This window comes from Streptomyces sp. NPDC104307 (genome assembly GCF_055584045.1).
This window is the reverse complement of the sequence record NZ_JBVJMU010000007.1, coordinates 1-25915: the sequence shown is the minus strand read 5'-3', so window position 1 is coordinate 25915 and position 25915 is coordinate 1. Positions and strand designations below refer to the sequence as shown.

Sequence of the window (25915 nt, the reverse complement as noted above, 5' to 3'; positions counted from 1 at the left end):
ACCAAGGGAGGGGGCTCACCGTTGGACGACACCAGATTCACCGACTCGACTGATCAGGACCTTCTGGCCAGCCACGTAGCCGGTGAGCCGGACGCCTTCGGTGAGCTCGCGCGACGTCATCGCGACCGGCTGTGGGCCGTGGCCCTGCGCACCCTGGGCGACCGCGAGGAAGCGGCCGACGCCGTGCAGGATGCCCTCGTCTCCGCCTTCCGCGCCGCCCACACCTTCCGCGGCCAGTCCGCCGTGACCACCTGGCTGCACCGCATCACCGTCAACGCCTGTCTCGACCGGGTCCGGAAGGCGTCCTCCCGGAAGACCTCGCCCGTCAACGACCCGGAGCGGCTCGACCAGCTTCTGGAGCCGCACGAGTCCGCCGAGGCGCCGGCCGAGCGGCAGGACCTGCACCGCGAACTGTTCGCGGCCCTCGCCACTCTCCCCGCCGAGCAGCGTGCGGCCCTCGTCCTCGTCGATATGCAGGGGTATCCGGTGGCCGAGGCGGGTCGCATCCTCGACGTGCCGGTCGGCACCGTGAAAAGCCGCTGCGCCCGGGGCCGCGCCAGGCTGGCCCCGCTGCTCACCCATCTCCGGGAAGCCGGAGACAGCGGTGAGCGGGATACGGGAAGGAACCGGACGGCGAGAACATCCGTCCCACCGGCAGCGGGGCCAAGAGACGCGGGAACAAGCGATCCAGCTGGAGTGAAGGGCGGAGGTGGGCGAACATGACATCGACAACCGACACGCCCCAGCACCCGGACGTCTCAGAGATCTCCGACCTCACAGAGGGCGTCCTCTCGCCGCCGCGCACCGCTGATGTCCGCCGCCACGTGGACGGCTGCGAGCTCTGCTCCGATGTCCAGGCCTCCTTGGAGGAGATCCGCAGCCTGCTGGGCTCCGTGCCTGCCCCGCAGGCCATGCCCATCGATATAGCGGACCGCATCGACGCCGCACTGGCCGACGAAGCCCGCGCCGTTGCCACCGCTGCCGAGGCGCAGGCGGACGGTTCACACGCGGAGGCAGATGTTTCACGTGAAACAGAGCAGGCCGCTGCCGGGCAGGAGCTCGCGGACCGCCCTGCCGGGCACGCACGTGCCGCCACCGGTCCCGGCCGCCGCCCGGTGCGCCGACGCCGCCGCAGGGCGGTGTTCGGCGCCACACTGGGCGCCGCCGTAGTCGGTGTGAGCGTCTTCCTGCTGCAGAACATCCCCACGTCACACAACTCCGCCGATGTCAGTGCATCGGACCACGGAACCAGCGCCAAGAAATCCGACTCGCAGGCGTTCTCGCAGTCCACGGTCCAAGAGCGTGTCCAGAGTCTGCTGAGCTCCGGCACGGAACCGTCGGATCCAGAGAAGTCGGCCGGCCAGAATCAGGCACCCTCCATCGACACGAAGTCCTCGCCGGAGACCGAGCCTCCCGGCTCGGCGTCCCCGCAGGCACCGCTTCGCGCTCCCGCAGTGACCGTCCCTTCGTGTGTGGAGCAGGGGATAGGACGGAACGCTGCCGTCCTCGCTGTCGAGAAGGGCACCTATCAAGGCGCGGATGCCTTCCTCGTCGTCCTCCCGCATCCCACCGACGCGACCCGGGTCGAGGCCTACGTCGTCGATGCCGCATGCGTCGGCGCGGACCCTGGGGTCAAGGGGAAGCTCCTGCTGACACACGCCTACGCCCGCCCCTGAGCATCACGCCGGGTACCGCCCCGGGCACGTCGGGAATGCATCCCCCGTAGGATCCGTTGGGTGGGGTGAGAGTCGTTGAACCGGCCCCAGTAGGCGTGGACAGTAGGCAGTCTGCAGAGACGAGGAAGAAACCCGTGAGCGACGTGCGTAATGTGATCATCATCGGCTCCGGCCCAGCGGGCTACACGGCCGCGCTGTACACCGCGCGCGCCTCTCTGAAGCCGCTGGTCTTCGAGGGTGCCGTCACCGCCGGTGGCGCGCTGATGAACACGACCGACGTGGAGAACTTCCCCGGATTCCAGGACGGAATCATGGGCCCGGAGCTCATGGACAACATGCGCGCCCAGGCCGAGCGGTTCGGTGCCGAGCTGGTCCCCGACGACGTGGTCTCCGTCGACCTCACCGGTGACATCAAGACCGTCACCGACACCGCGGGCACGGTGCACCGCGCCAAGGCCGTCATCGTCACCACCGGCTCGCAGCACCGCAAGCTGGGCCTGCCCAACGAGGACGCTCTCTCCGGGCGCGGCGTCTCCTGGTGCGCGACCTGCGACGGGTTCTTCTTCAAGGACCAGGACATCGCCGTGGTCGGCGGCGGCGACACCGCGATGGAGGAGGCAACGTTCCTCTCCCGCTTCGCCAAGTCGGTCACCATCGTCCACCGCCGCGACTCGCTGCGAGCCTCCAAGGCCATGCAGGACCGCGCCTTCGCAGATCCGAAGATCAAGTTCGCCTGGGACAGCGAGGTCGCCGGGGTGCACGGCGAGCAGAAGCTGTCCGGGCTGACCCTGCGCAACACCAAGACCGGTGAGACCTCCGAGCTCCCCGTTACCGGCCTGTTCATCGCAGTCGGCCATGACCCGCGCACCGAGCTCTTCAAGGGCCAGCTCGACCTCGACGACGAGGGCTACCTCAAGGTCCAGGCCCCCTCGACGCGCACGAACCTCACCGGTGTCTTCGGCGCAGGCGATGTCGTCGACCACACCTACCGGCAGGCCATCACCGCTGCCGGCACCGGCTGCTCCGCCGCACTCGACTCCGAGCGCTTCCTTGCCGCGCTCGCCGACGACGAGAACGCCGCCGCAGCCACCGTCTGATCCAAGCCTCACCCACACCCCCGCGAAGTTAAGGAGGCCGCCGTGGCCGGCGCGCTGAAGAACGTGACTGACGACTCGTTCGACGAGGTCGTCCTGAAGAGTGACAAGCCCGTACTGGTGGACTTCTGGGCTGCCTGGTGCGGACCGTGCCGTCAGATCGCCCCCTCTCTGGAGGCCATCGCGGCTGAGCACGGCGAGATCGAGATCGTCAAGCTCAACATCGACGAGAACCCGGCCACCGCTGCCAAGTACGGCGTCATGTCCATCCCGACGCTGAACGTCTACCAGGGCGGCGAGGTAGCCAAGACCATCGTCGGCGCCAAGCCGAAGGCCGCGATCCTTCGCGACCTCGAAGGCTTCATCGCCTAATAAGGCGGAACCGCTGCCCGATGTTTCACGTGAAACGGGCCCACCCCGAGGGGTGGGCCCGTTTCACGTTTCACGGCACGTACATACGACACCTAGGTGCGCCACCCGCATCACAGCGGTCGCAGCACGGGCTCCTTCTGGACCGCACCCAGCAGCCGGTCCAGGGCCAGCTCTACATCCTCTTTCCACGAAAGGGTCGTACGCAGCTCCAGCCGCAGCCGCGGATGAGACGGATGTGTTCGTACGGTCTTGAAGCCCACTGCCAGCAGATGATCCGCAGGCAGCACGCAGGCCGGTTCCTTCCAGCGGGCGTCCGCGAACGCCTCGATCGCCTTGAATCCGCGGCTGAGCAGATCCTTGGCAACGGTCTGCACCATGACCCGACCCAGGCCTTGTCCCTGGTACCCCGGCAGGATCAGGGCAGTCATCAGCTGAACGGCATCGGGGGAGACCGGGCTGGTCGGAAAGGACGCGGCCCGCGGGACATAGGCCGGCGGTGCATAGAGGACGAAGCCGACCGGAACGTCATCGACGTAGACAACGCGGCCGCAGGACCCCCACTCCAGCAGGACACCAGAGATCCAGGCCTCCTTCTCCGCACCGGGCCTGCCGGCCTTGACCGCGGCCGCCCCGCGCACCGGATCAAGTTCCCAGAACACACAGGAACGACAGCGCTCGGGTAGATCAGAGAGGTTGTCCAGTGTGAGCGGTGCGAGCCGACGCCCCATGAAGGCTGTTCCTCACTTCCCTCGTCCACCGCATCGCGTGCGACGGACGGTGCACTCCGTTCGCGGAGACGGATCAACAGGATGTGGCCTACCTGAACGCATCGTATCCACGAAGGGATCAAGCTGACACCGAGAGAAAGCAAAGGGCGGGCTCTGTTCCGTCCTACCGGAACACAGCCCGCCCTCCGTTGCTCAGAAGTCAGCTCTCGTCGTCCTCAGCCTGCTCCTCCGCCGACTCCTCCGCCGGACTGCGGTCCAGCACACGGCCTTCGCCGGGAGCGAGGCTGCCGAGGATGCGGTCCAGATCCTCCATCGAGGCGAACTCGACGACGATCTTTCCCTTCTTCTGACCGAGGTCGACCTTCACCCGGGTCTCGAAGCGGTCCGAGAGCCTGGATGCCAGATCGGACAGCGCCGGTGACAGCCGGCCGCCGGCTCGCGGCCCCTTGGCCTTGGAGGCGCTCGTGGGCCTGGAGCTCAGGAGCGTCACGATCTCCTCGACCGCGCGCACCGAGAGGCCCTCGGCCACGATGCGATGTGCCAGCTTGTCCTGCTCCTCGGAGTCGTCCACCGAGAGCAGCGCACGTGCGTGTCCCGCCGAGAGCACCCCGGCAGCGACCCTTCGCTGCACCGGAGGCGACAGCCTCAGCAGACGCAAGGTGTTGGACACCTGCGGCCGGGATCGCCCGATGCGGTCGGCCAGCTGGTCATGCGTGCACTTGAACTCCTTGAGCAGCTGATCGTACGCAGCCGCCTCCTCCAACGGGTTGAGCTGAGCCCGGTGAAGGTTCTCCAGGAGCGCGTCCAGGAGGAGCTTCTCGTCATCCGTGGCCCGGACGATGGAGGGGATCCGCTCCAGACCTGCTTCACGGCAGGCCCTCCAGCGCCGCTCGCCCATGATGAGCTCAAAGCGGTCGGCGCCGGTCTGCCGCACAACGACCGGCTGAAGGAGACCGACCTCCTTGATGGAGGTCACCAGCTCGGCAAGCGCGTCCTCGTCGAAGACCTCGCGGGGCTGGCGAGGGTTCGGCGTGATGGAGTCGAGCAGGATCTCGGCGAAGTACGCCCCTGCCACCTCGCTCGGTCCACCGGCCACGGCCGAATCCGAAACAGGAGCACTCGGCTCCGGCACGGCACCGAGCGACGTCACCTTGGCGGCAGCAACTCCCCGCTCGGCCGTCATGACCGGGCCCGTCCCGGCAGGGGACGCACCGGACCGGGGCGACGAGACCGGCTTCTCCTGCGGAGCGGCGGGAATCAGGGCACCGAGCCCTCGCCCCAACCCTCTACGACGCTCACTCACTGGATCCCCTCCGAAGTGTTCTGCTGCTGGCTGTTCCGACTGCCCGTGTGGGCCTGCTGCGCCTCGTAATGCAATCCCACCCCGCGCAGAGCGATCTCACGTGCCGCCTCAAGGTACGACAAGGAGCCACTGGACCCGGGGTCGTAGGTGAGTACGGTCTGCCCGTAGCTCGGCGCCTCGGAGATCCGCACCGAGCGCGGAATGCTGGTGCGCAGCACCTCCTTGCCGAAGTGCGTGCGCACCTCCTCCGCGACCTGCGACGCGAGCCTGGTCCGGCCGTCGTACATGGTGAGCAGGATCGTCGACACATGGAGCTCGGGGTTGAGGTGACCCCGTACGAGATCGACATTGCGCAGCAGCTGCCCGAGCCCTTCCAGCGCGTAGTACTCGCACTGGATCGGGATCAACACCTCCGCACCGGCCACCAGGGCGTTGACGGTCAGGAGACCGAGCGAGGGCGGGCAGTCGATGAGGATGTAGTCCAGCGGCTGTTCGTAGGCCTGGATCGCCCGCTGGAGTCGACTCTCCCGCGCCACCAGCGACACCAGCTCGATCTCCGCACCGGCGAGATCGATGGTCGCTGGGGCGCAGAAGAGACCTTCGACGTCCGGGACGGGCTGAACCACGTCGGAGAGCGGCTTGCTCTCCACCAGGACGTCATAGATCGAGGGGACTTCGGCGTGGTGGTCGATGCCCAGTGCCGTGGAGGCGTTCCCCTGCGGATCCAGGTCGACCACCAGGACACGAGCACCGTGGAGGGCTAGTGACGCGGCAAGGTTGACCGTCGAGGTGGTCTTACCCACCCCGCCCTTCTGGTTGGCCACCACCATGACGCGCGTCTGGTCAGGTCGCGGCAGCCCCTCGCCGGCGCGGCCAAGGGCCTCGACCGCCAGCTGGGCCGCGCGGCCGATGGGTGTGTCGTCCATCGGTGGCGGTGTTTCACGTGAAACACCGTCCACCGCCGATTCGGATCGGGGACCGGGGACCGGGTCGGTCATCGGTCCCGCGATGTTGGCGTCGGACCGCAAGGATTCACTCTCCTCGACTTCAGGCTCGCAATGAGCAGAGCCTGCCATGCTTTCGGGGTCGCGAACCAGCGAGGCCCGCTCTTCTGTGGACGAATCCACTTCTGTGGACAACTCCGTAGCCCTAACGGGCCTGCGATGGCGAGGCGCGGCAGCCGCACGACCGCGGCTGATAATTCCATGCAGCAGAGAGCGACGTTTCACGTGAAACACGATGCCCCTGCAGCGTAGCTACAGGGGCACGACACTCCGCGCGGGGTACGTACACCTCCCCGTGCGAGGCATCCCCGATACACCCACCAAACGGTGCGTAACGGTCATGCGCACAGCGTGATCGGACGGGGTTAGCGACGACGACGTGTCCGGCTGACCCTCGCGGCCTTGGCCCTCTTTGCGGCGAACCTCACACCACCGGGACTCTCACCCACCACCACGCGCACCACGGTGGACATCGGATCAACGATGCCCTCACCCACCTGCAACACCTCGGTCTCCAGCACACCGAGCTTGCTCAGGGCCGCCCGCGCACCGTTGATCTCCTCCTCTGCGGTATCGCCCTTGAGCGCCAGCATCTCGCCGTACGGGCGAAGCAGTGGCACTCCCCAGCCGGCCAAGCGGTCCAGCGGGGCCACCGCCCGAGCCGTCACCACATGGACCGGCTGAAGCGTCCCCAGGACCTCCTCGGCCCGGCCCCGGACGACCGTCACATGATCGAGTCCCAGGAGCTCGACGACCTCCTGGAGGAAGTTCGTCCGCCGCAGCAACGGCTCCAGCAGGGTGATCTTCAGATCCGGCCGCACCAACGCCAGCGGGATGCCCGGAAGCCCGGCACCCGAGCCCACATCGCAGACCGTGACGCCATCGGGGACGACCTCGGAGAGCACCGCGCAGTTCAGTAGGTGCCGTTCCCACAGCCGCGGCACCTCACGCGGACCGATCAGCCCGCGCTTGACCCCCGCGTCGGCCAGCAGTTCCGCGTACCGGACAGCCTCGGGAAAGCACTCACCGAACACCTCCCGGGCCTCGTCGGGCGCCTGGGGAAGCTCTACTTCCTCCGTCACGGGAACCGTCCTTCCATACCGCATTACCGCACCATGGTGGCTGACTATCAGGCTGACAAAGATCGGCCCCGCCTGCGAACAGACGGGGCCGACAGGAGAAGAGCCGGTCAGGCCGGCAGGACGACGACGAAGCGCTGCGGCTCCTCGCCCTCCGATTCGCTGCGCAGACCCGCGGCCGCGACCGCGTCGTGCACGACCTTGCGCTCGAACGGCGTCATCGGATCCAGCTTCACGGGCTCACCGGAGCTCTTGACCTCGTCCGCGGCCTTGGCACCCAGTTCGGCCAGCTCCGTACGCTTCTGCGCCCGGAAACCCCCGATGTCGAGCATCAGACGGCTCCGGTCGCCGGTCTCCCGGTGCACGGCCAGCCGCGTCAGCTCCTGGAGCGCCTCCAGCACCTCACCGTCGCGGCCCACGAGCTTCTGCAGTTCACGTGCCGACTCACTGATGATCGAGACCGCGGCCCGGTCCGCCTCGACGTCCATGTCGATGTCGCCGTCGAGATCGGCGATGTCGAGCAGGCCCTCAAGGTAGTCCGCTGCGATCTCCCCTTCCTGCTCAAGGCGGGTCAAGGTGTCGCTGCCCTCAGCGGCCGTGGAGGTGGTGCCTTCCGTCACGGATGGACTCCTTCTTACTTCTTGGACGGGTGCTTGGGCCGCTGCGGACCCTTGCGCTGTCCGGACTTGGCTTGGCGTGAGGAGCCGGACGCGGACTTGCCGCCCGCCGGCTTGGGCTTGTCGTCCTGCGGTGCCTTCTTCTGCAGGGAGGGAGTGGTCTCCGACGCGCTGGAGTCGGTGTCCTTGGTCCCGCTCTGCTGACCTGCGCCGGTGTGACGCTGCGCCTTGCTCTGGCGCTTGGGCTGCTGGCGTCGCTGCGCGGCTCCGCCCTCGGCGTCGGCGACAGCGGTGTCACTCTTGACCACCGATCCGTCCTCCTGCGGAGCGAGGCCGAGCTTGGCCAGTCCCGTGACGAACTTGCGCTCGATGTCATTGCGGTCCGGGCCCTTGGACACGATCCGCTTGACCGTATTGCGCTTGGTCCTGCCGCGCACCTCACCGTGGGTGGTGACGCTCTTCAGCAGACGTCCCAGGTACTGGTCCTGCGCCTTGCTGCCCGGCGTGGGGTTCTGGTTGATCACGTACATCTGCTGACCCATGGTCCAGACGTTGGTGGTCAGCCAGTAGACGAGGACACCGACGGGGAAGTTGATGCCCATGACGGCGAAGATCAGCGGGAAGATGTACATCAGCATCTTCTGCTGCTGCATGTACGGCGTCTTGACCGTCAGGTCGACGTTCTTCGTCATCAGCTGGCGCTGGGTGAAGAACTGCGAGGCCGACATCATCACGATCATGACCGCGGTGACGACCCGGACATCCACCAGCGAGGCGCCGAGCGCCTGGACCTTGTCCGCGCTGTCCATGAACTTGGCGGCCAGCGGGGCACCGAAGATGTGTGCCTGACGCGCGCTGTCCAGCAGCGACTGGTCGATCACACCGATCTTCTTGTTCGACGCGATGGCCGAGAGCACGTGGTACAGGGCGAAGAAGAACGGTGACTGCGCCAGGATGGGAAGGCACGAGGACAACGGGTTGGTACCCGTCTCCTTGTAGAGCTTCATCATCTCTTCGGACTGACGCTGCTTGTCGCTCTTGTAGCGCTCCTGGATCGCCTTCATCTTCGGCTGGAGCACCTGCATGTTCCGCGTCGACTTGATCTGCTTGACGAACAGCGGAACGAGACAGATACGGATCAGCACCACGAGGGACACGATGGACAGACCCCAGGCCCATCCCGTGTCGGGGCCGAAGATCGCCCCGTACAACTTGTGGAACTGGACGATGACCCAGGAAACAGGCCATGTGATGAAGCTGAACAGACTGGCAATCGTGTCCACTAATCAGGCTCCTTGAGCATTGGGCGAAGTCTCTGCGGCCGAGCTCGGAAGATCGGTGGCCGATCCCCCGGGAGGCACATCAGCGGCGGAGTCCCCGCCCTTACCGCCGCGGAAGAGATCTCGCAGCAGTTCGTGCCAACGCGGACGTTTGCGTGGTGGTACGTAATCCACGCCGCCGGGTGACCACGGATTGCATCGCAGGATGCGCCAGGCTGTCAGCGCCGTTCCCTTGATCGCTCCGTGCCGGTCGATCGCCGTATATCCATAGTGGGAACACGACGGGTAGTAACGGCAGACAGGCCCGAGAAGTGGGCTGATCGTCCACTGGTACAGCTTGATGAGAGCCAGCAGCGGGTACTTCATCGCGCGCCCCCTCCCAGCAGCCGCTGAAGGGCGGCATCCAGGTCTCGGGCCAGCTGTTCATGGTCGGCGTCGCCCGCACCGGGCAACGCTCGTACGACAACCAGGCTACCGGGGGGCAGCAGGGCGAGTCGCTCTCGGACCAGATGGCGAAGCCTTCGCTTCACCGCTGTGCGGACGACCGCGCCACCCACGGCTTTGCTGACAACGAAACCCGCACGCGGCGGGGGAGCATTCTCCCCAGTCACGTGCGGGTCCGTTGCACCGCTACGTAGATGGACGACGAGTAGCGGGCGGCCGGCCCTGCGTCCTCGTCGTACCGCGGTCGCGAAGTCCTCGCGCCGCCTCAGCCGATTCTCGGTAGGCAGCACGTCATGACGACCTGTACGCGATCAGGCGGACAGGCTGGCGCGGCCCTTGCCACGGCGGGACGCGAGAATCGCGCGGCCGGCGCGGGTCCGCATGCGCAGACGGAAACCGTGGGTCTTCGCGCGACGACGGTTGTTCGGCTGGAAGGTGCGCTTGCTCACTCGGGGGCTCCAGAAATGATCGTGTATTGGCGGGACATCGCCTGGCTGTCACCGTGCGCCCACGAGAGACTCGCGTAAACGCCCTAGTGCACCGCTTCACAATCACAGATCGTGATCTTTGCCCATCGGAGGCAGGCGGCAGCAGCCATCGACAACTCGACCTGGTCACGGTACGCGCGGCTACGCCATCCGGTCAAACCGACCCTGTCGGGCCTTCCATTGTGCACAGCCTGTGGACAACGACTTGAACCGCACGGGTCGGCCCGCCTACCGTGGCCGAACCCCGGTTCTTTTTCTTCCCGCCTGCCGGTCCTCACCCATCCCGACCCATACGTCCCGAGAAACACACATTCGTGGGACCAGCGAGAGAGCGTGCCTTGTGGCTGACGTACCTGCCGATCTTGCCGCAGTGTGGCCACGAGTGCTGGAGCAACTCCTCGGGGAGGGCCAGCAGGGCATCGAGCCGAAGGACAAACAGTGGATCGAGCGCTGCCAGCCGCTCGCCCTGGTCGCCGACACCGCGCTGCTCGCCGTCCCCAATGAATGGGGCAAGCGCGTCCTGGAGGGCCGGCTCGCTCCGCTCATCAGCGAGACGCTGACCCGCGAGTGCGGCCGCCCGATCCGGATCGCGATCACGGTCGACGACTCCGCGGGCGAGCCGCCGAACCCGCCGGCGCCCCCGATGCACCAGTCGCAGCAGCACCAGTCCCAGCAGCAGCACCGCTATCAGGGACCGCAGCACGACGAGCGGCAGCACAACGACTCCTACGACAGCTACGGGCACCGCCCCTCGGACGACGGCATGCCGACCGCCCGACCCGCCTACCCCGACTACCAGCAGCAGCGCCCCGAACCCGGCGCCTGGCCGCGCACCCAGGAGGACCTCTCCTGGCAGCAGCCCCGGCTCGGCGGCTACCAGGACCGCGACGCCTCCGGCGAGCACTGGCGCGAGCCGTACGGCGGCGGCCGTCCCCAGCAGCAGCCCCAGCACGACTACCGCCAGCAGCCCCCCGAGCACCAGGGCTACGACTCCCAGCGGTCCGAGCGGCGCGACATGCAGGAGCCCCAGCACCGGCAGGGCGGCGGCACGGGCCGGCCCGGCGGCGTCCCGGGACCGATGGGCGCACAGCCGGCACCCGCGCCAGGGCCCGGTGAGCCGCACGCCCGGCTGAACCCGAAGTACCTCTTCGACACCTTCGTCATCGGAGCCTCGAACCGCTTCGCGCACGCCGCGGCCGTCGCCGTCGCAGAGGCGCCCGCCAAGGCGTACAACCCGCTCTTCATCTACGGGGAGTCGGGACTCGGCAAGACCCACCTGCTGCACGCCATCGGGCACTACGCCCGCAGCCTCTACCCGGGCACCCGGGTGCGGTACGTGAGCTCGGAGGAGTTCACCAACGAGTTCATCAACTCGATCCGCGACGGCAAGGGCGACACCTTCCGCAAGCGGTACCGCGACGTCGACATCCTGCTGGTCGACGACATCCAGTTCCTGGCGAGCAAGGAGTCGACGCAGGAGGAGTTCTTCCACACCTTCAATACGCTTCACAACGCCAACAAGCAGATCGTGCTGTCCTCCGACCGGCCGCCCAAGCAGCTGGTGACCCTGGAGGACCGGCTGCGGAATCGTTTCGAGTGGGGTCTCACCACCGATGTGCAGCCGCCGGAGCTGGAGACGCGTATCGCGATCCTCCGTAAGAAGGCGGTGCAGGAGCAGCTCAACGCTCCGCCGGAGGTGCTGGAGTTCATCGCCTCCCGTATCTCCCGCAACATCCGGGAGCTTGAGGGCGCGCTCATCCGGGTCACGGCCTTCGCCAGTCTCAACCGCCAGCCGGTGGACCTCGGGCTGACCGAGATCGTGCTGAAGGACCTGATCCCGGGCGGCGAGGACGCCGCCCCGGAGATCACGGCGCCGGCCATCATGGCGGCGACCGCCGACTACTTCGGGCTGACGGTGGAGGATCTCTGCGGATCGTCCCGCAGCCGGGTGCTCGTGACGGCGCGCCAGATCGCGATGTACCTGTGCCGTGAGCTGACGGACCTCTCGCTGCCCAAGATCGGCGCCCAGTTCGGCGGCCGCGACCACACGACCGTGATGCACGCCGACCGCAAGATCCGGGCGCTGATGGCGGAGCGGCGCTCCATCTACAACCAGGTCACCGAGCTCACCAACCGCATCAAGAACGGCTGACGACCCACCACCTCGTCACACAGCCGCGCCTCCGCGAGCACCGAAAGGGCGCTCCGGGAACCGAATCGGGTCCCGGAGCGCCCTTTTCAGTTGGGTCAGGAGCCGCTGTGCACGAGGTTCTCGTGGCGCAGGCCCGTCCCCGCTGTTCGAATACCTGCCGCGGAGGGGCCGTTCTCCACAGATCTGGGCACAATCTCCCCTCCACAGCCTGGGGATTGAAAAGTTGTCCATACTGCTTCCACAGGCACGGCAGCCGATACTCCATCAGGCCTGCTCAGAGGCCTGGGGATTTGTGGTCAACAATGATCCACAGCCTGTGGACAAGTTTTTCGTCCACAGGGTCGCGTCAGCGTTGTCCACCGGCAGCCCACAGGACTGGCCTTCTTGTCCCCAGGTTCGGCGGGCTTCTCCACACCTCTGTCCACTGTTCGGCAACACGACACCCGCTCTCACCGCCCCGAGTGAAAGGCGTCACACCAAGAGGGTCGGTTGGGCTGTGGGGAAGCTGGGTAAAGCTGGGGACAGACCTGGGGAGAAACCCCCCTGCCCTGTGTACCGGTTGTGCAGAACTTTCGGGTGTCCACAGAAACCCCGGGTTGTCCACCGGTTCCGCCCACAGGACCGGTGGACAAAAAACAGGGCCTGACCTGCGGAAACGACGTTATCCACGGTTTCCACAGGCCCTACTACTACTACTACCTCTAGTTAGCCCGGAATCCGCTTCGAAGTGGGGCCTGTGCACAACTCGGCGCCGGAGCTCCGCGGACCGCTTGTCGCGACTTGACCCCGAGCAGCACCGAGTGTCGGTGCGGTAGGTCAGACTGGACCCCGGCGTCCTCCCCGTCCCATCGGTGGAGCGACCCGTCCAGACGACGAAGGCCAGCAGGGCGAGCGAGCAACAGCAGGAGGCGGTTCCGGTGAAGATCCGGGTGGAGCGCGATGTACTCGCGGAGGCTGTGGCCTGGGTGGCCCGTAGCCTCCCGGCCCGGCCTCCGGCGCCCGTTCTCGCGGGGCTGCTGCTGAAGGCGGAGGACGGCGCCCTCAGCTTCTCCAGCTTCGACTACGAGGTCTCGGCCCGGGTCTCGGTGGATGCCGAGATCGAGGAGGACGGCACGGTGCTGGTCTCCGGCCGGCTGCTCGCCGACATCTGCCGCGCCCTGCCCAACCGGCCGGTGGAGATTTCCACAGACGGTGTACGGGCGACGGTGGCCTGCGGCTCCTCGCGGTTCACACTCCACACCCTTCCTGTGGAGGAGTACCCCGCACTCCCCGAGATGCCGACGGCGACCGGGACGGTCCCCGGTGAGGTCTTCGCCTCCGCCGCCGCCCAGGTGGCCATCGCGGCGGGCCGTGACGACACGCTGCCCGTCCTCACCGGTGTGCGCATCGAGATCGAGGGCGACACCGTCACCCTGGCCTCCACCGACCGCTACCGCTTCGCGGTCCGCGAGTTCCTCTGGAAGCCGGAGAACGCCGACGCCTCCGCCGTCGCCCTGGTCCCCGCCAAGACGCTGCTGGACACCGCCAAGGCGCTCACCAGCGGCGACACGGTCACGCTGGCGCTGTCGGGCTCCGGCGCGGGTGAAGGTCTCATCGGCTTCGAGGGCGCAGGGCGGCGGACGACCACCCGGCTGCTCGAAGGCGACCTGCCGAAGTACCGCACGCTTTTCCCGACCGAGTTCAACACGGTCGCGGTCATCGAGACCGCCCCGTTCGTCGAGGCCGTCAAGCGCGTCGCGCTGGTGGCCGAGCGGAACACCCCGGTCCGGCTCAGCTTCGAGCAGGGCGTGCTGATCCTGGAGGCGGGTTCCAGCGACGACGCACAGGCTGTGGAGCGCGTCGACGCCGTGCTGGAGGGCGACGACATCTCGATCGCCTTCAACCCGACCTTCCTGCTGGACGGCCTGAGCGCGATCGACTCCCCCGTCGCCCAGCTCTCCTTCACGACGTCCACCAAGCCCGCGCTGCTCAGCGGCCGCGCCGCCGTGGATGCCGAGGCGGATGACGCGTACAAGTACCTGATCATGCCGGTCCGCCTCTCCGGCTGATCCGGTCACCGGTCCTGTCACGGCAGGCCCCGACGGGCACGCTCAGCGCTGAGCATGCCCGTCGCCCTGTCCCCGGCCGGGCGTAGGCTCGGTCCTGGGTACGAATCGGCACAACGCTTAAGGAATCTCTGATGGAGATCGGTCTCGTCGGCCTCGGCAAGATGGGCGGCAACATGCGCGAGCGCATCCGCCGCGCAGGCCACACCGTCATCGGTTACGACCGCAACGCGGACGTCGCCGATGTCCACAGCCTCGAAGAGCTTGTGGGCAAGCTGAAGGGCCCCCGGGTCGTATGGGTGATGGTCCCGGCCGGTGCCGCGACCCAGTCGACGATCGACGAGCTGGCCGAGCTGCTGTCGGCCGGTGACGTCGTCGTGGACGGCGGGAACTCCCGCTGGACCGACGACGAGAAGCACGCGGTCGAGCTCGGCATCAAGGGCATCGGCTTCGTCGACTGCGGCGTCTCCGGCGGTGTCTGGGGCCTGGAGAACGGCTACGCGCTGATGTACGGCGGCGACGCCGAGAACGTCGCGAAGGTCCAGCCGGTCTTCGACGCACTGAAGCCCGAGGGCGACTTCGGTTCCGTCCACGCGGGCAAGGTCGGCGCCGGCCACTTCGCGAAGATGGTTCACAACGGCATTGAGTACGCCATGATGCAGGCCTACGCCGAGGGCTGGGAGCTCCTGGAGAAGGTCGACTCCGTCACCGACGTGCGCGAGGTCTTCCGCTCCTGGCAGGAGGGCACGGTCATCCGTTCCTGGCTGCTCGACCTGGCGGTCAACGCGCTGGACGACGACGAGCACCTGGACCAGCTCCGCGGTTTCGCCGCCGACTCCGGCGAGGGCCGGTGGACGGTGGAGGCCGCGATCGACAACGCCGTCCCGCTGCCCGCGATCACGGCGTCGCTCTTCGCCCGGTTCGCCTCGCGCCAGGACGACTCCCCGCAGATGAAGATGATCGCCGCACTGCGCAACCAGTTCGGCGGCCACGCGGTCGAGAACAAGAAGTAGCAGCGAAGAGGAGCGGGCCGGACCGGTTGTCCGCCCGCACCACACAGCACGGAGCAGGAAGCCGGGAAGGTCGGCGTACACCATGCATGTCACGCATCTGTCGCTGGCCGACTTCCGCTCGTACGCCCGGGTCGAGGTGCCTCTCGACCCGGGCGTCACCGCGTTCGTGGGGGCCAACGGCCAGGGCAAGACCAATCTGGTCGAGGCCGTCGGCTACCTCGCGTCGCTCGGCAGCCACCGGGTCTCCTCGGACGCGCCGCTGGTGCGCATGGGCGCGGAGCGAGCCGTCATCAGGGCCGCCGTCACCCAGGGCGAGCGTTCGCAGCTGGTCGAGCTCGAACTGAATCCGGGCAAGGCCAATCGCGCCCGGATCAATAGATCGTCGCAGGTCAGGCCCCGTGACGTGCTCGGCATCGTACGGACGGTGCTGTTCGCTCCGGAGGATCTGGCGCTGGTGAAGGGCGATCCGGGCGAGCGCCGCCGGTTCCTGGACGAGCTGGTCACGGCCCGGTCGCCGCGGATGGCCGGGGTCCGCTCCGACTACGAGCGGGTGCTGAAGCAGCGCAACACGCTCCTGAAGTCGGCGGCGATGGCGCGCAGGCATGGTGGCCGTTCGATGGACCTGTCGACGCTCGACGTCTGGGACCAGCATCTGGGCCGGGTGGGCGCCGAGCTGCTGGCGCAGCGGCTGGACCTGATCGCGACGATGCAGCCGCTGACGGACAAGGCGTACGCGGACGTGGCGCCCGGCGGCGGCCCCGTGACGCTGGAGTACCGCAGTTCGGTGGGCGCGGACGTGAGTCCCGCCCGTACCCGCGAGGAGCTGTACGCGCAGCTGATCGCGGCCCTGGCCGAGGTGCGCAAGCAGGAGATCGAGCGGGGCGTCACGCTGGTCGGCCCGCACCGGGACGACCTGGTGCTCGGGCTGCGCGGCATGCCGGCCAAGGGGTACGCGAGCCACGGGGAGTCCTGGTCCTACGCGCTGGCCCTGCGGCTGGCCTCGTACGATCTGCTGCGCAGTGAGGGCAACGAGCCCGTGCTGGTCCTGGACGACGTCTTCGCCGAGCTGGACGCCCGGCGGCGTGAGCGCCTTGCCGAGCTGGTGGCGCCGGGCGAGCAGGTGCTGGTGACGGCCGCGGTGGACGACGACGTCCCGGGGGTGCTCGCGGGGACGCGGTACGCGGTGTCCGCGGGCGGGGTGGAGCGGCTGTGAGCGGCGCCGCGGGCAGCCCGGAGCCGCTCCCGGAGGGCGGCAGGGACGGCACACCGCCGCAACCGCCGTCCGGGGCGGCGAAGCAGCCGGAGCCCTCCGGGGTGGACCTGGCCCGGGTGGCCCTGCGCGCGGCGAAGGAGCAGGCGCGGGCCCGCGGCGCGGCGGCACAGCAGAAGAAGCAGGCCCGGCGGGGCGGCGGGCTGCGGTCCGGGGCGCGGGCGGACGGCCGGGATCCGCTGCCACTGGGTGCGGCGATCAACCGGCTGATCACCGAACGCGGCTGGGAGGCGCCCGCGGCGGTGGGCGGCGTGATGGGCCGCTGGCCGCAGATCGTTGGTGATGATCTGGCCAATCATTGTGTGCCGCTGCGCTACGACGAGGATCCCGAAGAGCGGGTGCTGACGGTGCAGTGCGACTCGACGGCGTGGGCGACCCAGCTGCGGCTGCTGGCGCCTCAGCTGGTGGCCCGGCTGAACGCGGATCTGGGGCACGGCACGGTACGGATGATCAAGGTCCTGGGACCGGGCGGACCGCAGCGAAGGTTCGGTCCGCTGCGTGCGCCGGGCAGTAGGGGACCGGGCGACACCTACGGCTGAGCTGGGCTTTTACCCATTTTCGAGGCCGGTGCGGCGGTGCTGTCGAGGGGGACCGCGGTGAGGTCTGTCCCGTGTGTTCCCGATGCCTGTGGACGCCGTCCTGCACGGGTGCGCGGTGGTGGAAACCGCGGGGTGCGGAGCGGACGTCCCTCACCGTAGCGAGAGGTTGACAGGCCGAAGCGCTCAACGCCCGTGTGAGCCCCTTGAGGCCCCTTCCCGAATATGGGGAGTCGTCAGGCGTGGCTTCAGGGCGGCACATGCGGACTCAGGTACCGGCAAACCCCCATTCGGGTCGGCGCTACCGGTAGACTGGTGGACAATCCCGCGTCCTTGCGGGATTCGTCGATACAAGCCGAACGACGCAGCCGCTCCCGCCTGCCCGGAGAACGGCCTGTGCTGTGCCAGAAAGGGCGCTTCGTGGCCGATTCCGGCAACCCCAACGAGAACATTCCGTCCATCCCCGACGGGAGCGACGCCGCTCCCGCGCCGGGCGAGGTGACTTCTCCCGCCCCGGGCGAGGTGACCGCCTCGTACGACGCCAGCGCGATCACCGTGCTGGAGGGCCTGGACGCGGTCCGCAAGCGGCCCGGCATGTACATCGGCTCGACCGGTGACCGCGGTCTCCACCACCTCGTCCAAGAGGTCGTCGACAACTCCGTCGACGAGGCCATGGCCGGTCACGCGGACACGATCGACGTCACGATCCTCGCCGACGGCGGGGTACGCGTGATCGACAACGGCCGCGGCATCCCGGTCGGCATCGTGCCGTCCGAGGGCAAGCCGGCCGTCGAGGTCGTGCTCACCGTGCTGCACGCGGGCGGAAAGTTCGGCGGCGGCGGCTACGCGGTCTCCGGCGGCCTGCACGGCGTCGGTGTCTCCGTCGTCAACGCCCTGTCCACCCGGGTCGCCGTCGAGGTCAAGACCGACGGCTACCGCTGGACCCAGGACTACAAGTTCGGCGTCCCGACCGCCCCGCTGAAGCAGAACGAGGAGACCGACGAGACGGGTACGTCCGTCACCTTCTGGGCCGACGGCGACATCTTTGAGACGACCGAGTACTCCTTCGAGACGCTCTCGCGCCGCTTCCAGGAGATGGCCTTCCTCAACAAGGGCCTCACCCTCAAGCTGACGGACGAGCGGGAGTCCGCGAAGGCGACGGCGGGCGCGGACAGCGCGGAGGTGACCGAGGTCCCGGAGGAGGAGACGACCCGGACGGTCACGTACCACTACGAGAACGGCATCGTCGACTTCGTCAAGTACCTCAACTCCCGCAAGGGCGATGTCATCCACCAGTCGGTGATCGACATCGAGGCAGAGGACAAGGACCGGCTCCTCTCGGCCGAGATCGCCATGCAGTGGAACACGCAGTACAGCGAGGGTGTCTACTCCTTCGCCAACGCGATCCACACCCACGAGGGCGGCACGCACGAGGAGGGCTTCCGCGCGGCGCTGACCTCGCTGGTCAACCGGTACGCGCGCGACAAGAAGCTGCTGCGCGAGAAGGACGACAACCTCACCGGCGAGGACGTCCGCGAGGGCCTGACCGCGATCATCTCGGTGAAGCTGGGCGAGCCGCAGTTCGAGGGCCAGACGAAGACCAAGCTGGGCAACACGGAGGCCAAGACCTTCGTGCAGAAGGTCGTCCACGAGCAGCTCACGGACTGGTTCGACCGGAACCCCAACGAGGCCGCCGACATCATCCGCAAGGGCATCGCCGCGTCGACCGCCCGGGTGGCGGCCCGCAAGGCGCGTGACCTGACCCGCCGCAAGGGGCTCCTGGAGAGCGCCTCGCTGCCGGGCAAGCTGAGCGACTGCCAGTCCAACGACCCGACGAAGTGCGAGATCTTCATCGTCGAGGGTGACTCCGCCGGTGGTTCGGCGAAGTCCGGCCGTAACCCGATGTACCAGGCCATCCTGCCGATCCGAGGCAAGATCCTGAACGTCGAGAAGGCCCGGATCGACAAGATCCTCCAGAACACCGAGGTCCAGGCGCTGATCTCGGCCTTCGGCACCGGGGTCCACGAGGACTTCGACATCGAGAAGCTCCGCTATCACAAGATCATTCTGATGGCGGACGCCGACGTCGACGGGCAGCACATCAACACCCTGCTGCTCACGTTCCTCTTCCGCTTCATGCGGCCGCTGGTCGAGGCCGGGCACGTCTACCTCTCGCGCCCGCCGCTCTACAAGATCAAGTGGGGCCGGGACGACTTCGAGTACGCGTACTCGGACCGCGAGCGCGACGCCCTCGTGGCGCTCGGCAAGCAGAACGGCAAGCGGATCAAGGAAGACTCGATCCAGCGCTTCAAGGGCCTCGGCGAGATGAACGCCGAGGAACTGCGCGTGACCACGATGGACGTCGACCACCGCGTGCTCGGCCAGGTCACGCTCGACGACGCGGCGCAGGCCGACGACCTGTTCTCGGTGCTGATGGGTGAGGACGTCGAGGCGCGGCGCTCCTTCATCCAGCGCAACGCCAAGGACGTCCGCTTCCTCGACATCTGAGTCGGCCGTACAAGGAGGAGGGTCCGGTGACTGTCCGGACCCTCCAAGCCGCAGCCGCAGCCGCAGCGCGAAAGGACTTTGACCAGCAATGGCCGACGAGAACACCCCCGCCCCCGTGACGCCAGAAGAGGTTCCGCCCGTCGAGGGCGTGGGCATGCGTGTCGAGCCCGTCGGGCTCGAAACGGAGATGCAACGCTCCTACCTCGACTACGCGATGTCCGTCATCGTCTCGCGTGCCCTGCCCGACGTGCGGGACGGCCTCAAGCCCGTCCACCGCCGGGTGCTGTACGCGATGTACGACGGCGGCTACCGGCCCGAGAAGGGCTTCTACAAGTGCGCCCGCGTCGTCGGTGACGTCATGGGTACGTACCACCCGCACGGCGACTCATCGATCTACGACGCCCTGGTGCGCCTGGCGCAGCACTGGTCGATGCGCATGCCGCTGGTCGACTCCAACGGCAACTTCGGTTCCCCGGGCAACGACCCGGCCGCCGCCATGCGGTACACCGAGTGCAAGATGATGCCGCTGTCCATGGAGATGGTCCGCGACATCGACGAGGAGACCGTCGACTTCCAGGACAACTACGACGGCCGCAACCAGGAGCCGACGGTCCTGCCGGCGCGCTTCCCGAACCTGCTGGTGAACGGTTCCGCGGGCATCGCGGTCGGCATGGCGACCAACATCCCGCCGCACAACCTGCGCGAGGTCGCCTCCGGTGCGCAGTGGTACCTGGAGCACCCGGAGGCCTCGCAGGAGGAGCTCCTGGAAGCCCTGATCGAGCGGATCAAGGGCCCGGACTTCCCGACCGGCGCCCTCGTCGTGGGCCGCAAGGGCATCGAGGAGGCGTACCGCACGGGCCGTGGCTCGATCACGATGCGCGCGGTCGTCGCGGTCGAGGAGATCCAGAACCGCCAGTGCCTGGTGGTCACGGAGCTTCCGTACCAGACCAACCCCGACAACCTCGCGCAGAAGATCGCCGACCTGGTCAAGGACGGCAAGGTCGGCGGCATCGCCGACGTCCGTGACGAGACCTCGTCGCGCACCGGCCAGCGCCTGGTCGTCGTGCTCAAGCGGGACGCGGTCGCCAAGGTCGTCCTGAACAACCTGTACAAGCACACCGACCTGCAGTCCAACTTCGGCGCCAACATGCTGGCGCTGGTGGACGGGGTGCCGCGCACCCTGTCGATCGACGCCTTCATCCGCCACTGGGTGACGCACCAGATCGAGGTCATCGTCCGGCGCACGCGGTTCCGGCTGCGCAAGGCGGAGGAGCGGGCGCACATCCTGCGCGGCCTCCTCAAGGCCCTGGACGCCATCGACGAGGTCATCGCCCTCATCCGGCGCAGCAACACCGTGGAGATCGCGCGGGAGGGCCTGATGGGCCTCCTGGAGATCGACGACATCCAGGCGAACGCGATCCTGGAGATGCAGCTGCGCCGGCTGGCCGCGCTGGAGCACCAGAAGATCACCGCCGAGCACGACGAGCTCCAGGCGAAGATCAACGAGTACAACGCGATCCTGTCCTCGCCCGAGCGGCAGCGGCAGATCGTCAGCGAGGAGCTGGCGGCGATCGTCGACAAGTTCGGCGACGACCGGCGCTCCAAGCTGGTGCCCTTCGACGGTGACATGTCCGTGGAGGACCTGATCGCCGAGGAGGACATCGTCGTCACGATCTCCCGCGGCGGCTATGTGAAGCGTACGAAGACCGAGGACTACCGCTCGCAGAAGCGCGGCGGCAAGGGCGTGCGCGGCACGAAGCTGAAGCAGGACGACATCGTCGACCACTTCTTCGTGTCGACCACGCACCACTGGCTGCTGTTCTTCACGAACAAGGGCCGCGTCTACCGGGCGAAGGCGTACGAGCTCCCGGACGCCGGCCGTGACGCACGCGGTCAGCACGTCGCCAACCTGCTGGCCTTCCAGCCGGACGAGCAGATCGCGCAGATCCTGGCGATCCGTGACTACGACGCCGCGCCGTACCTGATCCTGGCCACGAAGGGCGGTCTCGTGAAGAAGACCGCGCTGAAGGACTACGACTCCCCGCGCTCCGGTGGCGTCATCGCCATCAACCTGCGCGAGACGGCGGACGGCTCGGACGACGAGCTGATCGGCGCGGAGCTGGTGTCGTCGGAGGACGATCTGCTGCTCATCAGCAAGAAGGCCCAGTCGATCAGGTTCACCGCGACGGACGACGCGCTGCGCCCGATGGGCCGTGCCACCTCGGGTGTCAAGGGCATGAGTTTCCGCGAGGGAGACGAACTCCTCTCGATGAATGTCGTCAGGCCCGGTACTTTCGTGTTCACTGCCACTGACGGCGGGTACGCGAAGCGGACCCCCGTCGACGAGTACCGCGTCCAGGGTCGCGGCGGCCTGGGCATCAAGGCCGCCAAGATCGTGGAGGACCGGGGCTCACTGGTCGGTGCGCTGGTGGTCGAGGCTACGGATGAGATCCTTGCCATCACGCTCGGCGGTGGTGTGATTCGTACGCGAGTCAATGAAGTCAGGGAGACGGGCCGTGACACCATGGGCGTCCAACTGATCAACCTGGGCAAGCGTGATGCCGTGGTCGGCATCGCCCGTAACGCCGAGGCGGGTCGTGAGGCCGAAGAGGTCGACGGTCCCGTCGACGCCGACGGCGACGCGGCCGAGGCAGTGACAGCTGAGGCCGAGACGGCCGACGCGGCTGGTGAGAGCACTGTCGAGGGCACGACGTCCTCGACCGGGGAGCACGAGGAGTAGAGCGTGAGTGGAGCCACGGGCGCCGGTTCGGCCGCTTCCGGAGCCGGCGCGAACGGTGCCCGTGGCCCTGCCACGGACTCCCAAGGGGGCACTGTGACGGATACCCGGGGTCCTCAACCCCAGTACGAGGGCTACGCGGCCGGGCCCCTGCCCGGCGAGCGTGAGCCCGCACCGGGCCAGGCGGGGCCCTACCACCCGCCGCAGGCCTACCCCTCGCCTCCGGGCGGGACCCACGGGGGCCGCCCCCAGGGGGCCCCGCAGGGCGCGGGCGCGGCTCAGGCGGCCCGCAAGCCGCGGACGGGGGCGCGGACCACTCCGCGTACCCGCAAGGCGCGCCTGCGGGTGGCCAAGGCCGATCCGTGGTCGGTGATGAAGGTCAGCTTCCTGCTGTCCATCGCGCTCGGCATCTGCACGGTGGTGGCGTCGGCGGTCCTGTGGATGGTGATGGACGCGATGGGCGTCTTCTCCACCGTGGGCGGCACGATCAGCGAGGCGACCGGCTCCAACGAGGGCAGCGGCTTCGACCTGCAGGCGTTCCTGTCGCTGCCCAGGGTCCTCATCTTCACGTCGGTCATCGCCGTGATCGATGTGGTGCTGGCGACCGCGCTGGCGACGCTGGGCGCCTTCATCTACAACTTGTCGGCCGGCTTCGTGGGCGGTGTCGAGCTCACGCTGGCCGAGGACGAGTAGCGGCGCATCTATCGATTTTGGGACTGGCCCCGACGTGCGCTAATCTTCTTCACGTCAGCGCGACACAAAAGCGCGGCGGGGCTATAGCTCAGTTGGTTAGAGCGCATCCCTGATAAGGATGAGGCCACAGGTTCAAATCCTGTTAGCCCCACCAGCTCAAAGGCCAGTGACTCACGTGAGTCACTGGCCTTTGACATCTCCGGCTGACATCAGCCGATCAGGGGATCTTCCAGAAGTTCCGCGAGCAGCGTCACGGCTTCCCGCTCACCGTCGCCCACCACGTGGGTGTAGACGTCCATGGTCATGCTGATCTGGCTGTGCCGGAGGATCGCTTGCGCGACCTTGGGGTGCACCTTCAAGAAGGCCAGCAGGGTGCCGCAGGTATGGCGAGCCAGCCGCACGGTGATCCGGCGGACACCGGCCCGCTTCACCAGGGCGTTGAAGCTGCGGGAGAAGCCCACGGGATCGATCAGGCCGCCGCGCTCGGAAGAGAAGATCAGTTCTTCCCCCGGATTCTGGTTCCAGTGGTCCCCCACGATCTTCCGTTCCAGGTCTTGCAGCGTCCGGCGCTCCTCCAGGGCACGGGCACAGAACTCGGGCAGCGGCAGCACCGCGTGCGAGGACTCGGTTTTGAGGTCCTTGAGGACCAGGCCGACGCCCTTGACCCGCTGCACCTGCTTGAGCGGTGTGAACTGCCGCTGATCGAAGTCGACGTCCTGCCAGCGCAGGCCCAGTACCTCGCTGCGACGCAGGCCCAGGACGAGCACCAGGACGCAGGCCGCGTAAAGGCGGTGCGCCCGAGCCGAGCGCAGGAACGAGATCGCTTCCCGCGCGTTCCACGGCTTGGCCTCCTTCTTGGTCACCTTCGGCATGTCCACCAGCTCAGCGACGTTTCGCGTCAGCAGCTCCTCACGAACGGCCCGGTTCAGCGCGTTCCGCAGGACCCGCAGCACCTCGAAGCGGGCGGCCGGCGGAACCTCCGTGCGCTTCAGCTCGGCCATGAACGAGCGGAGCTGAGCCGGGGTCAGCCGAACCAACGGCTTCTTGCCCAGATGGGGGACCAGGTACAGCCTCACCTTGGACTCGTACTTCACGTACGTGTTGTGCTCCCGGTTCGGCTTCACGATGTGCTCAAGCCAGTAGGCCAGCCACTCACCGAGCGACCAGGTCCGCGAGGGCACCGGTACGCCGTTGCGCTCCTGGTCCTGGAGCTTGCCCAGCTTCTCGTTCGCTTCGTCGTACGTCGCGCCGTAGACGAACTTCCGGACCCGATGCCCCTCCGTGTTGGTGACGTACGCAGCCCCCTGATAGCGGCCGTCCTTGCGCTTGGTGATGGTTCCCCCACCGTTGGGGCGACGTTTGGCCATCAGGCAGCCTCCTCAAGCCGGGATGCGAGGAACGTGCGCAGGCCGTCCGCCGGGATTCGGCGGCTGCTGCCGATCGTCAGCGAGGGCAGGCGGCGCGTACGGATCAGGTCGTAGACGGTGGTCCGGCCGACCTTGAGCCGGGACATCACCTCAGGCACCGTTAGCAGCTCGTCAGACATCCCAGTCACCACCGTCGAGGGCTTCGAGTTCGGCTCGTGCTTCGCGGGCGGTGTCGCGGTTGTGTTGGAGGTCGCGGTGGATGTTGGCGGCGAGCCAGGATTCGCCGGGGGTGTGGCCGTGGCCGGCGTAGGTCCAGTGCGCGAGCGTGAGGGTCGTGGCCTCGGGGTGGTCGTCGGGGTCGGGGAGGCCGAGGGCGGCGCGTTGCTGGGCGGCGCGGTAGTCGGCGCGGACCTGGCGGAGGGCGCCGAGGGTGGTGGAGTAGGCGCGGGATTTGGTGGAGAAGTGGCCGCGGAAGCCGAGCATGTGCGCCCAGTCGCGGAGCTTGCGATCGGGGTAGAAGTGGTGGAGATCCAGGCATGCTTCGATCAGCCGGCGCGGGTGCTCAGGGACGCCGAGGAGGATCAGCGACTCCTTGTTGCCGACGCGGTGATCCACGGTCCCGGTGGTCTCGGCGGCTTTCGTGGCGTACTTGGCGACGTAGGAGGCCACGGCTTGTTCGGTGAGGTCTTCGCCGTTGCCGAACGCGCCGATGGGCTGGACGTCGAGCTGGGTGCCCCAGTGCAGCACCCAGGGCGTGGGGAACCCGGCTTCCTCGTTCGCGGGCACGGTGACCTCAACCCGGGCAGCGGCGGCGCGGATGGCGTCGTCGAGGAGATCGAGGGTGGCCCAGGCCGGGGGCGGTGAGTCAGGGCCGTCCGGTCCGTCGAAGCGGATCACGGCGTGGAAGTGAACTGCTCCGCGCTTTTGATACTCCGCGACCTTCCCGAAGGAGAGCCGGGACTGTTCGCGGGCCGCTTTCTGGGTGAGGCCGGCACGCTTGGCGATTTCGCGGCGGAGGTAGATCGTGAAGTAGCGCCACAGGTCGGAGGCGTGGTTGTTCCACAGCACCGCGCCCGCGTAGTCGTACCGGTCGGGGTCGAGCGGGGTGCCGAGTTCGGGGGCGGTCTCCGGGTGGTGGGTGCCGCAGCGGCAGGGCCGGTTCCCGGGGCGGTTGTGGACCGGTCCGAAGGAGGGGGCGGTGAGGGTGGCGAAGACGCGGGGGTGGTTGCGGATGGTGTGGGGGGTGCCTTTGTCTGGGTCTCCGGTGAGGCCGGCTCGGATGAGGTGGTAGGTGTCGCCGGCGTAGGTCCAGGCGCAGGCGGGGCAGCGGGAGGCGCGGCGGTTGCCGCAGGCGATACGTAACCGGCCGCCGGGCTCGTTGTCGGTCGTGTAGTGGTGCAGCAGGGTGCCGGTGGCCCGGTCGGTGGTCTTGGTGGCGCCGGTGAGGTGGATGGGCTGGGCGCATCCTCCGGTGCGGCGGATCTGTTCGTTCCAGCGGTCGAAGCCGGT

General features: G+C 67.9%; 24 protein-coding genes and 1 tRNA gene. 13 read left to right on the top strand and 12 right to left on the bottom strand.

Annotated features, from left to right (window positions below; all coding sequences use genetic code 11):
- The first annotated feature begins 21 nt into the window (after window positions 1-21).
- From sigM to trxA, 4 genes are all read left to right on the top strand, one after another.
- Window positions 22-723, top strand: coding sequence for an RNA polymerase sigma factor SigM (gene sigM / locus ACZ601_RS19665; RefSeq protein ID WP_469539567.1), 702 nt, complete (start codon window positions 22-24; stop codon window positions 721-723).
- On the top strand, window positions 720-1676 hold the full coding sequence (locus ACZ601_RS19660) for an anti-sigma factor (RefSeq protein WP_469539564.1): 957 nt from the start codon (window positions 720-722) through the stop codon (window positions 1674-1676). The genes sigM and ACZ601_RS19660 overlap by 4 nt, the downstream gene beginning before the upstream one ends.
- Window positions 1677-1810: 134 nt before the next feature.
- Window positions 1811-2773 carry a thioredoxin-disulfide reductase gene (gene trxB / locus ACZ601_RS19655; RefSeq protein WP_440574422.1) on the top strand — a complete coding sequence of 321 codons (963 nt, stop codon included), beginning with the start codon at window positions 1811-1813 and terminating at the stop codon, window positions 2771-2773.
- Window positions 2774-2815: 42 nt separating this feature from the next.
- Window positions 2816-3142, top strand: coding sequence for a thioredoxin (trxA, locus tag ACZ601_RS19650; protein ID WP_371777300.1), 327 nt, complete (start codon window positions 2816-2818; stop codon window positions 3140-3142).
- A gap of 110 nt (window positions 3143-3252) precedes the next feature.
- Here trxA and ACZ601_RS19645 read toward each other — a convergent pair whose 3' ends face one another.
- From ACZ601_RS19645 to rpmH, 9 genes are all read right to left on the bottom strand, one after another.
- A complete protein-coding gene (locus ACZ601_RS19645; protein ID WP_073733237.1) occupies window positions 3253-3870 on the bottom strand; it encodes a GNAT family N-acetyltransferase in 618 nt (205 codons plus the stop codon).
- Between the two features lie 199 nt (window positions 3871-4069).
- A complete protein-coding gene (locus ACZ601_RS19640; protein WP_469539560.1) occupies window positions 4070-5173 on the bottom strand; it encodes a ParB/RepB/Spo0J family partition protein in 1104 nt (367 codons plus the stop codon).
- On the bottom strand, window positions 5170-6249 hold the full coding sequence (locus ACZ601_RS19635) for a ParA family protein (protein WP_440574425.1): 1080 nt from the start codon (window positions 6247-6249) through the stop codon (window positions 5170-5172). The genes ACZ601_RS19640 and ACZ601_RS19635 overlap by 4 nt, the downstream gene beginning before the upstream one ends.
- Before the next feature lie 293 nt (window positions 6250-6542).
- Entirely contained in the window at window positions 6543-7259 is a 717-nt protein-coding gene (gene rsmG / locus ACZ601_RS19630; RefSeq protein ID WP_024489509.1) for a 16S rRNA (guanine(527)-N(7))-methyltransferase RsmG, read from the bottom strand.
- A 107-nt stretch (window positions 7260-7366) separates the two neighbouring features.
- Window positions 7367-7876, bottom strand: coding sequence for a Jag family protein (locus tag ACZ601_RS19625; protein WP_073733240.1), 510 nt, complete (start codon window positions 7874-7876; stop codon window positions 7367-7369).
- Window positions 7877-7890: 14 nt separating this feature from the next.
- Window positions 7891-9156, bottom strand: a complete 1266-nt coding sequence (gene yidC, locus ACZ601_RS19620) for a membrane protein insertase YidC (RefSeq protein WP_469539554.1) — start codon at window positions 9154-9156, stop codon at window positions 7891-7893.
- Window positions 9157-9159: 3 nt separating this feature from the next.
- A complete protein-coding gene (yidD, locus tag ACZ601_RS19615; protein WP_078617610.1) occupies window positions 9160-9519 on the bottom strand; it encodes a membrane protein insertion efficiency factor YidD in 360 nt (119 codons plus the stop codon).
- Window positions 9516-9887: a ribonuclease P protein component gene (rnpA, locus tag ACZ601_RS19610; protein WP_093895046.1), complete on the bottom strand. Its 372-nt coding sequence runs from the start codon at window positions 9885-9887 to the stop codon at window positions 9516-9518. The genes yidD and rnpA overlap by 4 nt, the downstream gene beginning before the upstream one ends.
- A gap of 21 nt (window positions 9888-9908) precedes the next feature.
- Window positions 9909-10046: a 50S ribosomal protein L34 gene (gene rpmH / locus ACZ601_RS19605; protein WP_010985740.1), complete on the bottom strand. Its 138-nt coding sequence runs from the start codon at window positions 10044-10046 to the stop codon at window positions 9909-9911.
- Between the two features lie 379 nt (window positions 10047-10425).
- Here rpmH and dnaA point away from each other — a divergent pair, with 379 nt between their 5' ends.
- The 9 genes from dnaA (at window position 10426) to ACZ601_RS19560 (ending at window position 23193) form a co-directional block, all read left to right on the top strand.
- Window positions 10426-12237, top strand: coding sequence for a chromosomal replication initiator protein DnaA (gene dnaA / locus ACZ601_RS19600; RefSeq protein ID WP_469539550.1), 1812 nt, complete (start codon window positions 10426-10428; stop codon window positions 12235-12237).
- A 917-nt stretch (window positions 12238-13154) separates the two neighbouring features.
- Window positions 13155-14285, top strand: a complete 1131-nt coding sequence (dnaN, locus tag ACZ601_RS19595; RefSeq protein WP_024489504.1) for a DNA polymerase III subunit beta — start codon at window positions 13155-13157, stop codon at window positions 14283-14285.
- Window positions 14286-14416: 131 nt separating this feature from the next.
- Complete coding sequence (gene gnd, locus ACZ601_RS19590) at window positions 14417-15295, top strand: phosphogluconate dehydrogenase (NAD(+)-dependent, decarboxylating) (protein WP_440574428.1); 879 nt, start codon at window positions 14417-14419, stop codon at window positions 15293-15295.
- 82 nt (window positions 15296-15377) lie between these two features.
- Complete coding sequence (gene recF, locus ACZ601_RS19585; RefSeq protein WP_469539546.1) at window positions 15378-16508, top strand: DNA replication/repair protein RecF; 1131 nt, start codon at window positions 15378-15380, stop codon at window positions 16506-16508.
- Complete coding sequence (locus tag ACZ601_RS19580) at window positions 16505-17104, top strand: DciA family protein (RefSeq protein ID WP_469539543.1); 600 nt, start codon at window positions 16505-16507, stop codon at window positions 17102-17104. Before recF ends, ACZ601_RS19580 begins: the two co-directional genes overlap by 4 nt.
- A gap of 393 nt (window positions 17105-17497) precedes the next feature.
- The gene (gyrB, locus tag ACZ601_RS19575; protein ID WP_440574431.1) at window positions 17498-19609 is read left to right on the top strand and encodes a DNA topoisomerase (ATP-hydrolyzing) subunit B; all 2112 of its coding nucleotides are present in this window, start codon (window positions 17498-17500) and stop codon (window positions 19607-19609) included.
- Window positions 19610-19697: 88 nt separating this feature from the next.
- On the top strand, window positions 19698-22349 hold the full coding sequence (gene gyrA, locus ACZ601_RS19570; RefSeq protein WP_469539540.1) for a DNA gyrase subunit A: 2652 nt from the start codon (window positions 19698-19700) through the stop codon (window positions 22347-22349).
- Window positions 22350-22442: 93 nt separating this feature from the next.
- Entirely contained in the window at window positions 22443-23039 is a 597-nt protein-coding gene (locus tag ACZ601_RS19565) for a DUF3566 domain-containing protein (protein ID WP_469539537.1), read from the top strand.
- A 77-nt stretch (window positions 23040-23116) separates the two neighbouring features.
- Window positions 23117-23193: transfer RNA gene (locus ACZ601_RS19560), tRNA-Ile, on the top strand.
- Window positions 23194-23248: 55 nt separating this feature from the next.
- On the opposite strand, the gene ACZ601_RS19555 is transcribed toward ACZ601_RS19560, so the two are convergent.
- The 3 genes from ACZ601_RS19555 to repSA form a co-directional block, all read right to left on the bottom strand.
- Complete coding sequence (locus ACZ601_RS19555; RefSeq protein WP_469539534.1) at window positions 23249-24406, bottom strand: tyrosine-type recombinase/integrase; 1158 nt, start codon at window positions 24404-24406, stop codon at window positions 23249-23251.
- Complete coding sequence (locus ACZ601_RS19550; protein ID WP_469539531.1) at window positions 24406-24585, bottom strand: helix-turn-helix domain-containing protein; 180 nt, start codon at window positions 24583-24585, stop codon at window positions 24406-24408. The genes ACZ601_RS19555 and ACZ601_RS19550 overlap by 1 nt, the downstream gene beginning before the upstream one ends.
- On the bottom strand, window positions 24578-25915 hold a 1338-nt coding region (repSA, locus tag ACZ601_RS19545; RefSeq protein ID WP_469539528.1), incomplete at its 5' end, for a replication initiator protein RepSA. The genes repSA and ACZ601_RS19550, both read right to left, overlap by 8 nt.